This is a genomic window from Streptomyces sp. NPDC102462 (assembly GCF_044765425.1).
Lineage (GTDB): Bacteria > Actinomycetota > Actinomycetes > Streptomycetales > Streptomycetaceae > Streptomyces.
Map to the genome: position 1 here is coordinate 12342 of NZ_JBIWKB010000031.1, position 13309 is coordinate 25650.

The 13309-nt window shown below is 73.3% G+C and carries 10 protein-coding genes and 2 pseudogenes; 3 read left to right on the plus strand and 9 right to left on the minus strand.

The window, feature by feature from the left end; translation table 11 throughout:
- Positions 1–10 precede the first annotated feature (10 nt).
- A complete protein-coding gene (locus ACIRFL_RS25160) occupies positions 11–700 on the minus strand; it encodes a chloride channel protein (RefSeq protein ID WP_404032418.1) in 690 nt (229 codons plus the stop codon).
- 58 nt (positions 701–758) lie between these two features.
- Positions 759–1004: pseudogene (locus ACIRFL_RS25165) on the minus strand (chloride channel protein); the annotation flags it as partial.
- Here ACIRFL_RS25165 and ACIRFL_RS25170 point away from each other — a divergent pair.
- A complete protein-coding gene (locus ACIRFL_RS25170; RefSeq protein WP_404032421.1) occupies positions 916–1143 on the plus strand; it encodes a hypothetical protein in 228 nt (75 codons plus the stop codon). The pseudogene ACIRFL_RS25165 and the gene ACIRFL_RS25170 overlap by 89 nt on opposite strands.
- A gap of 468 nt (positions 1144–1611) precedes the next feature.
- On the opposite strand, the gene ACIRFL_RS25175 is transcribed toward ACIRFL_RS25170, so the two are convergent.
- Both ACIRFL_RS25175 and ACIRFL_RS25180 read right to left on the minus strand, forming a co-directional pair.
- On the minus strand, positions 1612–3183 hold the full coding sequence (locus ACIRFL_RS25175) for an APC family permease (RefSeq protein ID WP_404032424.1): 1572 nt from the start codon (positions 3181–3183) through the stop codon (positions 1612–1614).
- 21 nt (positions 3184–3204) lie between these two features.
- Positions 3205–4527 (minus strand): aspartate aminotransferase family protein, encoded by a 1323-nt coding sequence (locus tag ACIRFL_RS25180; protein ID WP_404032427.1) that lies wholly within the window; start codon positions 4525–4527, stop codon positions 3205–3207.
- Positions 4528–4660: 133 nt separating this feature from the next.
- On the opposite strand from ACIRFL_RS25180, the gene ACIRFL_RS25185 reads away from it, so the two are divergent.
- Positions 4661–5584, plus strand: coding sequence for a LysR family transcriptional regulator (locus ACIRFL_RS25185; RefSeq protein ID WP_404032430.1), 924 nt, complete (start codon positions 4661–4663; stop codon positions 5582–5584).
- A 13-nt stretch (positions 5585–5597) separates the two neighbouring features.
- Here the strand turns inward: ACIRFL_RS25185 and ACIRFL_RS25190 are convergent, their stop codons facing one another.
- Complete coding sequence (locus tag ACIRFL_RS25190) at positions 5598–6500, minus strand: LysR family transcriptional regulator (protein ID WP_404032433.1); 903 nt, start codon at positions 6498–6500, stop codon at positions 5598–5600.
- Between the two features lie 152 nt (positions 6501–6652).
- Between ACIRFL_RS25190 and ACIRFL_RS25195 the strand changes: the two genes are divergently transcribed.
- Positions 6653–7612, plus strand: coding sequence for an NADP-dependent oxidoreductase (locus tag ACIRFL_RS25195; RefSeq protein ID WP_404032435.1), 960 nt, complete (start codon positions 6653–6655; stop codon positions 7610–7612).
- 78 nt (positions 7613–7690) lie between these two features.
- On the opposite strand, the gene ACIRFL_RS25200 is transcribed toward ACIRFL_RS25195, so the two are convergent.
- The 4 genes and pseudogenes from ACIRFL_RS25200 to ACIRFL_RS25215 form a co-directional block, all read right to left on the minus strand.
- Positions 7691–8848 (minus strand): magnesium and cobalt transport protein CorA, encoded by a 1158-nt coding sequence (locus ACIRFL_RS25200; RefSeq protein WP_404032438.1) that lies wholly within the window; start codon positions 8846–8848, stop codon positions 7691–7693.
- A 230-nt stretch (positions 8849–9078) separates the two neighbouring features.
- Positions 9079–9249 (minus strand): annotated as a pseudogene (locus ACIRFL_RS25205) (LysE family translocator); the annotation flags it as partial.
- 149 nt (positions 9250–9398) lie between these two features.
- Positions 9399–10187, minus strand: a complete 789-nt coding sequence (locus ACIRFL_RS25210; protein WP_404032440.1) for a S1 family peptidase — start codon at positions 10185–10187, stop codon at positions 9399–9401.
- A gap of 202 nt (positions 10188–10389) precedes the next feature.
- Positions 10390–13236: an AAA family ATPase gene (locus tag ACIRFL_RS25215; RefSeq protein ID WP_404032442.1), complete on the minus strand. Its 2847-nt coding sequence runs from the start codon at positions 13234–13236 to the stop codon at positions 10390–10392.
- Between the last annotated feature and the right edge of the window lie 73 nt (positions 13237–13309).

Genomic DNA, 13309 nt, shown 5'->3' on the forward strand with positions numbered 1-13309 from the left:
GGGGCGGCCGTCATTGGGCGGGGAGGCGCACGGAATAGATGGACGGGGTGTCGAGCCTGCGCGAGACGAGCACGGCGCCGGTGACCGCGAACAGCAGGGGGACCATCAGGGCGTCGATGGTGCGGGTGAGTTCCAGCATCAGGACGACGGCGGCGACCGGGGCCTGCATCGCGGCGGCGAGGACCGCGGCGGCCCCGATGACCGCGAAGCCCGCGGCCGGAGCCGGCCACGCGAGAATCCAGCCCTGCCCGGCGAGGGCGCCCAGCAGGGCCCCGGTGGCGACGGTGGGCGTGAAGAGCCCGCCGCTTGCCCCGCTGCCCAGGCTGCCGGCGGTGGCGATCGGTTTGAGGAAGAGCAGGGCCACCAGGGCGGGGACGGCGAGCTGGGCGCCGAGGGCGAGCTGGACGATGTCCTTGCCGTTGCCGAGCAGTTGCGGATACGGGACGGCCAGCGCGCCGACCGCGGTGAACACGAGCAGCGGCGCGACCAGCAGCGGCCACCCCGTCGGACGGCATGCGTGCGCGATCCTGACCATCCGCACCCAGCCCACCGCGACCAGTCCGGCCAACGGCCCGATCAGCACGGCGAACACGGTCAGCGAAGCGGACAGCGGCACCTCGGGCAGCCGGTAGGTGGGCCCCGTCGGGAGCACGGTCCAGGAGACCGCGGTGGCGGTGCACGAGGCGGCCAGGGCGGGCAAGCACCAGCCGCAGCGACAGGACGCCCAGCATCACCTCCAGGGTCAGCAGCGCACCGCCCAGCGGGACGTTGTACACGCAGGCCATGCCGGCACCGGCGCCGCAGGCCGCCAGCAGCCGGCGGTGCGCGGTGTCGATGCGGGCCCAGTCGGACAGCCGGGAGGCCAGTGCCGCGCCGGCCAGCCGCGGCGCCGCCTCCCGCCCCAGGGACGCCCCCATGCCTACGATCACCACGGACAGCACCGCGGTGCCCAGGCTGCGCCGCAGCGGCAGGTGTCCCTCGTCGCGCCACAGCGCCGTGCTCACTTCCGAGCCACCGGGCCCGGTCCACCGCCGCAGCAGCCACCAACCGGTCCCGGCCAGCGCCCCGGCGGCGGCCAGGGCCACCACCCGGCGGGCGGCACCGGCCCGCTCGACCGCGGCCAGGAAACTCCCCGACCGGTAGGCATAGGTGAGGTGCGCCGCCGTGTGCAGCAGCACCATCAGCGCGGCACCCGCGAGTCCCGCCAGCACGCCCGTGGCCACCACCAGCACCCACAGCCGCACCGACAGCGCCGGCACATCCACCGGCGCGAGCAGGTTCGGCTGCTCCACCGTCCCGGCCTCGCGCCCTGTGCCGCCGCTGTCTTGTCCCGCACCCATCGCCCGCCTTCCTCCGACCCGCCCGACGAGCGTGTCGCACCCACGCGCCGCCCCGGTCCCCGCCACACCGAAGGCGACAGCACGCCCCCTCATCCGCCCGCCGCCCCGGCCCCACCGACACCCGCGTGACACCTGCGCCCCACTTGTCGAGGCCGGCCCACGCGGGGGCACCTGTTCGCGCACTACGGCGGGAAGCCCGCCCTCGCGTTCGGAGGGCGGGGCGGGGATCAGTGACATGGCGGGGCCGACCGGGGGTGGGCGCGCCGGTGGGTCAGACGGGTGGGCGGGGGGAGTCCGCCGGGACCTGATCCGCGATCAGTCCGCCGGACGTCGACGGCGCCGCCGCCACGGGCGGCCCGGCCCGGCCGGCGTCGATGCGCCGGCGCAGGACGAGCAGCCACCAGACGAAGCCGAGACCCGCGCCCACGACGACGGTCAGGGCGGTCTGGTTGTTCTCCGCGGGGACGGTGAGGACGACGATGACGGTCGCGCACCAGAGGAGACCGATGACGAGGGTGGGCCACAGCCGGCGCCCGAGGCCGAACACGCCTTCGGGAGCCGGCGGAATGCGGCCCTTGCGATGAGCGATCGCCGTGGCGATCAGGGTGAGCGCGTAGGTGCAGTAATAGGTGAGCCCCACCATCGCGAAGATCTTCTCGACCAGACCGGCGTTGAGCAGGTTGAGGACGACCGCCAGGGCGGTGATGACGAGGATCGCCGCGACGGGCGCGCCGGTGCGCCGCCCGACGGATGCCAGCAGTGTGGAGCCGGGCAGCATCTTGTCCCGGCCGAGCGCGAAGACCATACGGGTGGCGACGGCCATGTTCGCGATGAGGCAGGCGAACAGCGAGGCGAAGGCCACGACCGTCATGACCGCACGGGCGGCGCCGCCGACCTGCGCACCGACGAGATGCAGCACGGGATTGCCGGACCCGCTGAGGAAGGCGGCCGGTGCGGTGGGCAGGTCGATGGCGAGGAGCGCGAAGACGACCAGCCCCATGGCGCCGGATACGGCGACGGCGCGGATCATCGCCCGGGGGGTGGTCCGGCGCGGATCGGTGGTCTCCTCCGCCAGGTCCGCCGCGCCCTCCCAGCCGAGCAGGACGTACACCGGCAGCAGTGCGGCCAGGGCGACGCCGGTGAGCGTGATGGAGCCGCCGCCGACCGGGGTGGTGTCGGTGAGGACGGCCGGGCCCTGGGTGTGGCGGAAGGCGAAGAGCGCGCCGGCGGCCAGCACGAGCGCCAGCAGCACGGTTCCGACCAGTTCGACGGAGGCGCCGACGTTGTTGACGAGGCCCGCGATGCGGACGCCGAACACATTGAGCAGACAGACCACGAGGGTCACGCCGATGCTCAGCGCCTGTACCTGTCCGCGGCTCGGCTGGTCCCAGATCTCGGGGGCGAAGACGGTGCCGACGGCCGCCGCGGTGGCCGCGGTGCCGGCGACGAAGGACATGAGGGCGATCCAGCCGGTGAACCAGCCGAAGTGCGGGCCGACCAGCCGGCTGGACCACTGGTAGGCGTAGCCGGTGAGCGGGATCCGACCGGCCAGATGGGCGTAGACCAGGACGAGGGTGAAGACCAGCGGGATGACCGCGAGCCACAGCAGGATGGCCACGCCGCCGACCCGGTGGAAGGGGTCGCCGAAGAGGGTGACGATGCCGGTGTTGATCGACACCATCGAGAAGGCCAGCGCGAACGAGGTGAAGCCGCCGATGCCGCGCCGTAGCTTCTGCTGGTAGCCCAGCGCGCTCAGGTCGTCGCTGTCGTCATCGGGGACCGGGGCCGCCGGGGCGGTGGCGTCGAGGTGCGGGGGGCCGGAGGCCGCTGGGTTTGTGTCCATGGCAGGCGCACCTTCCTTCCGCTAGTCCTGACCGCTCTCGATCTCGGTCAGGACGGTGTCCAGCACATCGAGGGCGTGCGAGAGCTGTTCACGGGTGATGTCGAGCGGCGGCTTGATCTTGATGAGGTTGCCGAGGCCGGCGTAGCGGCTCTCGCCGAAGATGACGCCGTGGTCCAGGCCGCGCAGATAGACCTGGTGCGCTTCCTTCGTGGCGGGTTCCTTGGTGACGCGGTCGGTGACCAGTTCGACGGAGACCATCAGCCCGGGACAGCGTACGTCGCCGATCAGCGGGTGGCGGCGCTGCATCTCCAGCAGCCGCCCGGTGGCGTACGCGCCGTGCTCGGCGGCACGCTCGGGGAGCCGGTCCTCGACGATGGCGCGTACGGCGGCCAGACCCGCGGCGACGGCGACCGGGAACTGGCCGAAGGTGAGCTGGTCGTCGCCGGGTTCGAAGCGCTCCAGGTCACGATGGGCGAGGACGCCCGCCAGTGGGAAGCCGCCGCCGACGCCCTTGCCGAAGACGAGGATGTCCGGCCGGATGCCGTAGTGCTGGGCGGCCCACATGCTGCCGGTGCGGCCGAGGCCCGTCTGGACCTCGTCGAGGATCAGCAGGATGCCCTCCTCGTCGCAGATCCGGCGCAGCCCGGCGTGCCAGGCGGCGGGGAACTCGATGTGCCCGCCGTTGCCCTGGACGGGTTCGTAGACGAGGGCGGCGACCTTGCCGTCCACGCCCTTGCGGAGGGTGTCCCGCAGCAGGTGCAGGCACAGCTCCGCGTCCTGCTCGGGGTCGAGGCCGGGCCGGGGCCGATAGGTGTCGGGGTGCGGGACGCGGGTGAAGCGGGGCTGGAGCGGGCCGAAGACGTTGTCCGGGTGCGGCCAGCTGGCGGCCATCGTGGACAGTGAGCGGCCGTGGTAGCCGTCCTGCAGGGTCAGGACGTGCTGCGCTCCGGGCCGGTTGCGCAGGGCCAGCTTGAGTGCCATCTCCACGGCCATCGAGCCGTGCAGGGTGAACCCGACCTGTCCGAGCCCGTCGGGGGCGATGCCGACGAGCAGGTCGGCGAGCTCCAGCAGGGCCGGCGTGTGGAAGGTGGGCCTCGCGTGGGTGATACGGCGCAGCTGTTCCACCGCCGCCTCCACGACCCGGGGGTCGTTCGCGCCGAGGTTGTTCGACCACGCCTGGGCGGTGCAGTCGAGGTATTCGCGGCCGTCGATGTCCCAGACCAGCGAGCCGCGGGCCTTGACCAGGGTCAGCATCTCGTCGCCGGCCTCGGGGGACTGGTGCAGAAGTGCGTGGCGGCCGCGGGCGAGGGTCGCGTCCGAGGGCGATGCGGCACGGACATCCATGAGGGGTGCCCCTTTCTGTGGGCGTTTCTGCGGGCGTTGACCAGGGCAGAGGCGGCCGCCTGTGGAAAGAAGCTAGGGCCGGCGGGGGCTGGAAGAGAAATAGCAATTTCCATAGAATTCATTGGTGCGGTCGATGAATGTTGAGTTGCGGCATCTTCGGGCCTTCGTGACGGTGGCCACGGAGCTGCACTTCAACCGTGCCGCCGCCCAACTGCACCTGTCCCAGCCCACGTTGAGCCAGACCGTGCGCCAGTTGGAGGACGCGTTGGGCTTCCGGCTGCTGGCGCGCTCGACCCGTTCGGTGGCGCTCACACCGAACGGGCAGACGTTCCTCGCCGAGGCCAGGGCCGTACTGGAGCGCTTCGACGGGGCGATGCGTCAGGCCGAGCGGATCGCGTCCGGTCTGGTCGGACGGGTGCGCGTGGGCCACCTCATCGGCTCCGCCATCGATCACATGCCCGCCATCCTGCGGGCCTTCCGCGAGACATACCCGGACGTCACCCTCGATGTCGAGGAATACGACTTCCGCTCTCCGGAGGCGGGCCTGGACACCGGCGCGACCGACGTGGCCGTGCTGCGCCCGCCGGTCGACCTGCCGCCCGGATCCCGACTGCACGTCCTGCGCAGCGAACCCCGGGTGGCCTGCGTCGCCGACCTGCACCCGCTCGCCGCGCGCACCGAGGTCAGCGTCGCGGACCTCCTCGACCAGCCGATCGTCGCCGCGCCCGGCAGCGGGACCTGGCGTGACTACTGGCTCCTGCTCGACCACCGCGGCGGCGGCGCCCCGCCGGTGGTCCATGAAGCGGCCACCTTCGAGGCGGAACTCCAGGCCGTGGCCTCCGGACGGGGCATCTCCATCACGCCGGCCACCGCGGCCCGCTTCTACGCGCGCCCCGGCCTGGCGTTTCCCGTCATCACCGACATCGCCTGGTGCGACGTCGCCGTGGTGCTGCCCCCCGACCCCCTGCCGGCCGCACGCCACTTCGCCCAGCTGGCCCAGCGGGTGGCCGGCGCCACGCGGGCGGCCCGGCCCGGCGCACCGGATTCACCACCCTGACCCGCGCACGGCGCTACGCCCCGGCCGTCCGTCGGGGCCGCACCGCACGCGGGTCGGGGGCGCCGGCGCCGTCCATGCCGCGCGCGGAGGCGACGGCGGTCGCCGCGCGTACCAGCGCGGCCACACCCCGGCTGCGCGAGTTCTCGGGCCAGGCGATGACGAGCGTGGCAGGTGGGCAGTCCTCGATCGGAACGTAGGCCACGGCCGGCCGGGGATAGGCGGCGGCGACCGAACGGGGCACGACGGTGGTCGCCTCGCCGAGACCGACGAGGGTGAGCAACTGCGCGAGGTCGTGGACCCCTTGCGCGTCGATGGCACGCTCCGCCTGGTCGTCGACCTCGTCGAAACCGACGCCCAGGTCTGCCAGCCGTACCCGGCGGGAGCCGGCCAGGGCATGCCGGGCCGGCAGCGCGGCCACGTGCGGTTCGACCGCGACGACATCCGTGTCGATCCCGGCCCGGTCACGGGGCGCGAACATCAGCGCCGCGTCGGCCTCGCCCGAACGCAGCAGCCCGATGTGCTCGCCCCAGCCGCACAGGCGCACCGCCACGGGTTCGGCATCGGGCTCGGTGGACACCGCGGCGAGGATGTCCTCCAGCAGTCCTCCGTCGGCGTCGGCCTTGACGGCGAGCAGCAGCCTGCCGTCCGGCGCCGCCGCCCGCGCGGTGCGCAGGACCGCCGCGTCGAGGGCTTCGAGCGCGGGCCGCGCACCCGCCAGCAGCACCGCCCCGGGCTCCGTCACCTCCACCCTGCGCGTGGTCCGCTCGAACAGGCGCACACCGAGGTCAGCTTCGAGCGCCTGGATCGCGCGGGACAGCGCGGGGCCGGCGATGCCGAGCCGCTGCGCGGCGCGCGTGAAGTTGCGCTCCTCGGCCACCGCGACGAAGTAGCGCAAGGTCCGGGACTCCACCGTCATGGGGTCATTATGTCCCGGCCGGCAACGGGATTGATGCCCCCGTGTTCCTAATCCCTGCTTGATCGATCATTCCGTCGGGGTGCGGCCGCGGACCATGCTGGGTCGGGCAACGTACGCAACGGCTCCGACGCCGGGCAGAACGGAGAAAGCTCATGCGCGCAGTCACCATCGAGCGGTTCGGGGCGACCCCGAAGCTCACGACGCGGCCCGTGCCCGAGCCGGGCCCCGGCCAGATGCGGGTCAGCGTCGAGGCCGCGTCGGTCAACCCGCTGGACACGGCCATCGCCTCCGGCTCCCTGGCCGCCCTCGGCGAGTACCGGTTCCCGCTCACCCTCGGCATGGACGGCGCGGGCACCGTGACCGCGACCGGTGACGGCGTCACCGAATTCGCCGTCGGCGACCGCGTCTTCGGCCAGTTCTGGAGCCGGCCGCTCCAGTTCGGCACCTTCGCCGAGGCCGCCGTCGTCCAGGCCGCTCCCGCGCTCGGCGCACTGGCCGCCGTCCCGGACGGCCTGCCCAGCCATGTGGCCGCCGCGGTGCCGACCGCGGGCATGACCGCGCTCGGCGCGATCGACCACATGCGGGTACCGGACCACGGCACCCTGCTCGTCCTCGGCGCTACAGGCGGGGTCGGCACCTACGCCGTCCAGATCGCCGCGGCCCAGGGGATCCGGGTCATCGCGACGGCGTCCGCCCGGCTCGCCGACGACCTGCGGAAGCTGGGCGCGGCCGACATCGCCGCCCGCGGCGAGGAGCCGGTCGACCAGGTGCTGCGCAGGCTCGCCCCCGAGGGCGTCGACGCCGTCCTCGACGCCGTCGGCGACCGCTCGGCCAACGCCCGGGTGGCGGGCGCCGTACGCGACGGGGGCGCCTTCTTCTCGACCGCCTTCGGCCTGGGCGAGCACCTTCTCGCCCAGGAGCGGATCCGCACCGCGAACTACCGGCTCGACCGCAAGCCCGAACGACTCGCCGGCATCGCCGACCTGGTCACCGCGGGCACGGTCCAGCCGGTCATCGGCTCGCTCCTCCCCCTGACACAGGCCCCGCGCGCCCTCACGGGCGCCATCACCCCCTCAGGACTGCGCGGCAAGACGGTGCTCCACCTCACCTGAACCCGCAACCGAGCCCCCTGCCCGGCAACACCCACCCGGGCAGGGCTGTCCCGGGCACATGCGCCTGCGGCCGGCCGCTCAGAGCCAGTCCCGGTGTTTGAAGACGACGTACAGGCCGGCGCATACGATCCCCATCAGGATGATCGCGAAGGGGTAGCCGAGTGCCCAGTGCAGCTCCGGCATGTGTGTGAAGTTCATGCCGTAGATCGTGCCGACCAGCGTCGGTGCGAACAGGATGGCCGCCCACGAAGAGATCTTCTTGATCTCCTCGTTCTGTTCGAAGCCCGCTTCCGCCAACGCCCGCATCTCCGCGTTCTGTTGCTGGGTGACGAGGGTCGCGTTGACGGTGAGGATCTCGGTGAGCGCCTGACGGAAGCCGTCGACGCGTTCGCTGGTGTGGGTGACGTGGTCGGCGACGTCCCGGAGGTAGCGCTGCAGTTCCTCGTGTGTCTCGTACTTGGCGAAGCCGGCGATGAGGCCGTGCAGCATGCCGACCAGGGGGCGGGTGGCGCGCTGGAACTCGACCATTTCGCGGGAGAGTTCGTAGATGCGGCGGGAGACCTCGGGGTCACCGCGGAACACCTCGGTCTCGATCTCGTCGATGTCGTTCTGCACGCCCGACACGACGGGCGCGTACCCGTCGACGACCGCGTCGAGTATCGCGTACAGGACCGCCTCCGGGCCCAGCTTCAGCAGGTCGGGGGAGTCCTCCATGCGGGCGCGGACCGCCGAGAGGTCGGGGGCCGCGCCGTGCCGGACCGTGATGACGAAGTCCTGGCCGACGAACACATGCAGCTCGCCGAAGTCGACCTCCTCGGGCGCGTCGAGATAGCGGGCGGCGCGCAGGACGACGAACAGGGTGTCGCCGTACCGTTCCAGCTTCGGCCGCTGGTGTGCCTCCATCGCGTCCTCGACCGCGAGCGGATGCAGATCGAACTCCTCGGCCAGGGAAAGGAGTTCGTCCGCGGTGGGCCGGGCGAGGCCGATCCACGCCATGCCGGACGGCTGCTCGCGCAGCTCGCGGTAGGTCTGGGCGAGGGTGGCCGGCGAGGAGACACGTACCCCGTCGCGGTACAGGGCCGCCTCGACCACGCCGGCCGGTCCGGCCGGCTCCACGGGGGCCGGCCCCGCCGTGCTCGCGGCAGGTTCGGCGGTCGGCGGCTGCCGCGGGGGCAGGGCGCGGCGCCGACCGGACCGCGCGGTCCTGGAGGCGGGGCGGGCGCGTCGCTCGGGCATCGCGGCAGCCTCTCGTCGAGCCAAGGTGATGGTCCTGGAGCAGGATATACGGGGCAAACAGACCACAGAACGCCGCCCGTCCAACCCCACACCCGGGAGACACCCCGAGCCACGTATGGAACCCTTGCGAACGCGACCGGGAAACGACGGCGCCCCGAAGGGGCGCGGGGAACGGCACGACCAGCCACAACGGAGCCGCAGAAGATACACCGCACATCGCGGCACTCCTAGGCCCTGACGAGCAGATACGAGCCGAACACGTTGCCGAGCGCGGTCGCCACGGCGGTGCGCCGGCCGTGCGCGAGGGCCCGGCCGATCACGAACAGCACGCTTGGCCCCGGGACGACGATGACCAGCAGCGACATGGCCGCGAAGGCGGCGAGACGTTCCGTGGACACCATGGCCGGCACTCCGCTCCGTTGGCAAACAGGGGAGGCGGGCAGGTGGATAGGGGGGCGGTGCGGGCCGCTCGTGGAGGCCCGCAACGCCCCCCTGGCTCTACCTGAGGGGTACTCAGGAGTTGATTTCCGGGTGCGAGAGCTCCGCCCGGCTAGGAGTTGACCTGCGCGGTCACCAGGTTGGAGAAGGTGGTCAGCCGGGTGTAGACACCCGGGTAACCGGCGCGGGCGCAGCCCTCGCCCCAGGAAGTGATCCCTGCCAGGACGCCCCCGATGAGCAGGGGACCGCCGCTGTCGCCCTGGCAGGTGTCCACGCCGCCGGAGGTGTATCCGGCGCAGACCATGTCGGTCTGGACGAAGTCCGCACCGTAGGAGGTACGGCAGCTGGAGTCGGACACGACCGGCACGGTCGCGGTCCGCAGCTGGTTGGAGGAGCTTCCGCTCTCCGATGTGGTGCCCCAGCCGAGGACGCGGGCCGTGGTGCCGGCCGCGTACACACCCGTCTGGGAGGAGGAGACGTACGGCGCCGTGGTGTACGGCATGGACGTCGACAGGGTCAGCACGGCCACGTCGTCGCCGTTGGTGGCGTCGGTGTAGCCGGGGTTGATCCAGATCTTGCTGACCCGGCTGACCGTGCCGTTGGTGCCGTTGAGGTAGGTCCGGCCGCCCACCACGCGCACGCTGCCGGTGGTCTCGCCGACCATGCAGTGCGCGGCCGTGACCACCTTCGTGGGGGACACCAGGGTGCCGCCGCAGAACTGGTTCTGCGAGGCGTCGGTGATCTGCATCATGAACGGGTACGCGGTCGTCGTGGTCGTCGTCCCGCCGACGACGGGCCGCGGGGCCGCGAGCGCCGTGGGGGCGGCGAGCAGCGCGGTCGCGGCGGCGGCCGTGGCCACGAGGGTGGCGGCGGTCCTTCTTGCGCGGGTGAGCCCGAACATGAGTCTCCTCAGTGGGGGGTTGCCGGTGGGGGGCGCGCGGGTGGGGGGTGGTTCATGAGGGCCGCGGTACCGACCCCCATGTGCCCGGGCGAGCGGCACGCCCTTACGCTAGGACCCGGAACCCACGACTCCAATGAGGGAACCCCCTAAGGGAGTAGGGCAGGGAAAACCCTCGGTCGGGCCCAGTAAACCGGCAGTGATCTCACTTCGCTCGGCGGCCCGCCGCCAATCGGACGATATCCACCCGCGAACGGATCCCGAGCTTGCGGTACACCCGGGTGAGGGTCGCCTCGACCGTCTTGACGCTGACGAACAGGCGCGCGGCGATCTCCCGGTTGGTCGCGCCCTCCATGACGAGACCGGCCACTTGACGCTCCGTCGGGGCCAGCCCTTCGAGCCCGTCGTGCGCGGCCGGGGCAACGGGCGGCTGTGCATCCGGGTCGGTCAGCGCCTCGTCCACCCGGCGCAGCCAGGGCAGCGCACGGCAGCGGCGGAAGAGCCGGGTGGCCTCGTCGTACGCCGCCGCCCGTCCACGGGCCGCGGCGGCGGGGTCCGGGGTGTCCGGGTCCGGCCGTCGGGTGCGCAGTGCGGCCAGCGCGAAGGCGGCCCGCGCCTCCTCCAGACCGTAGCCCAGTTTGGCCAGCCGGTCCTGAGCGGAGGTCAGCTGGGAGACGGCGGCCTCCCGTTCGCCGCGGGCGGCGCGCACCAGGGCCTCGGCCCGGTCCAGTACGGCGAGGACGCTCTCCCGGCCGAGCCGCAGCGCATGCTCCCGGGTGACGGCGATGACGTCCTGCGCCTCATCGGGTTCACCGATCCGGACGAGCGCTTCGGCCAGGTCGCCGTGCCAGCGGCCACGCGCCGGGTCGGTGATGCCGAGCCCCAGCTCCAGTTCGCGCACCCGGCGCAGCGAGCGGACCGCGCCCGCCGGGTCCCCTGCCACCAGCTGGGCGTACCCGAGTGCGCCCAGCGCCCGGGACAGATACATCTGGTCGCCGTCCTCCTGGGCGTGCTGCACCGCCTCCCGGGCGAGCGCGAGCGCCCGGTCCACGTCGCCGCCGGAGGCTTCGGCGAGCGAGGTGAGCATGGCGGAGGCGGTCTCTCCGATGCCGGAGTCCCGGGCCAGCCGCAGCCCTTCGCGGGCCAGGTCCAGGGCCCGGCCGCAGTGCCCGGAGCGCAGCTCGGTCTCGGCGAGTCCGCGCAGGAAGTGCACCTCGCTCTCCACCGAGCCGCGCCGGCGGACCTCGCGCAGCAGCGCGGTGACCGTCGCCCGCGCCTCGGCGAGCCGGTCGCCCATGACCAGCCAGCGGAACCGGGCGCTGCCCGCGCCGTTGTGATGGCAGGCGACCGCGGGGTCCTGAGGCTCCTTCAGGGCGCGTTTGATGGTGGCCGGCGCGTTCGGGTGGCCCATCAGGGTCTCGGTCTGGGCCTGGAAGGCGAGGGAGAGCAGTTCGGTGCGCCGGTCGCCGCCGCGGGCGGCCAGCTCCGCCGCGTGCGCGGCCGCCTGCCGGGCCTCGGTGAAGTCGCCCTGCACGATCAGGGCGCGCCAGGCCAGCTGGTAGTGGACCAGGGCGAGCAGCCGCGGGTCGTCCCCGGCGTCGGCCAGGGCCTGCGGGAAGACCGAGTCGACCTCGCCCATGGTGTGGCCGGCCGTGTCGATCACGATGATCCAGGCCCGTACCCGGTCGGCGGGCACGGTGGTCCGGGTCAGCACATCGTGGGCGATGTCCCGGGCGAGGTCGACCTCGCCCGCGGTGATCGCGTCCTCGGCGGCCTGCAACCGGCGCTCGTCGGGGCCCGGCACGGTGTCGGCGGGGCTGTGCCGGGCGGCGAGCAGACCGAGCTGCGCCGCCACGGAGGGGGCCCCGCGGTCCCGGGCCTGCGCGGCGGCCTCGGCGAGCCGGCCGGCGACCTCGGGGTCGGTGCCGGTGGTGGCCAGGGCGAGGTGGCGGGCCCGCTCGATCGGGTCGCAGGCCGCGGTGGACAGCGCGGCGTGCGCGGCCCGCCGCTCGGGTGCGGGCGCCTCCGCGTACAGGGCGGCCGAGATGAGCGGGTGCGCGAACCGGATGGCGGGCCCGGCGGGGCCGTCCAGGTCGGTGGCCAGCAGACCGAGTTCGGCGGCCTGGGCGCATTCGGCCTCGACGTTGTCCCGGCCTGCCGCGAGCAGCAGGGCGGGCGTGGGGCGGGCGCCCGCGCTCGCCACCAGCAGGGTGCGGCGGGCCTCGACCGACAGCATGTCGAGGCGGCTGAGCACCAGGGCGCGCAGCGAGGTGGGCACGGGCAGCGGCTCGCCGGGCCGCGGCGGGGTCGGACTCTCGGCCAGGGCGCGGCCCAGTTCCAGGGCGAACAGCGGGTTGCCGCCGCTGGTGCGGTGGATCTCGCGGACCGTGGAGCGGGACAGACGGTGGCCGCGGTGGTCGAGCAGCGTGGCCACCTGGGTGCGGGAGAGCGGGCCGAGTCGTACGGCGACGGTGTCCGGCGGGGACGCGCGTAGATAGCGGTCGTACTCCTGCCCGTCGGTGCGCAGGGCGCACAGCAGTTGCACCGGGGTGCCGCCGAGCCGGCGGGCCGCGAAGCCGAGGAGTTCGGCGCTGGCCGGATCGAGCCACTGCAGGTCGTCGGCGACGATCAGGACGCTGCCGTCGGCGGCGAGGGCGCGCAGCGCGGACAGCACCGCGAGGCGCAGGGCCAGGCCGTCGCGCTGGAGGGTGGACTCGCCGCGGCCGGTGAGGGCCGACTCCAGGGCGGTGCGCTGTGCCGTGGGTAGCCGTCCGGAGACCTGGTCGAGGACCAGTCCGAAGAGGTCGGCCAGGGCGAGGAAGGGCAGGTGGGATTCGGACTCGGTGGCGGAGCAGCGCAACACGGTGCGGGCGGCAGCGGCGTATTCCGCCGCCAATGCGCGCAGGACGGTCGATTTCCCTATTCCGGCGGGCCCGTGCAGCAGGACGCTGCCGCCCGAGGCGAGCTGGTCACGGGCCGCGGCCAGCGGCTCGTCCCGGCCGAAGACCAGGTCGGGGCGGCATCTCGCAGGCTCCTGGAAGTCCCGTCGCACGGTCGCCGCTCCCCTCGTGTCGTGTCCGGGCCAAATTCTAGGCAATGATCATTGGAATTCGGACGGAAGGCGT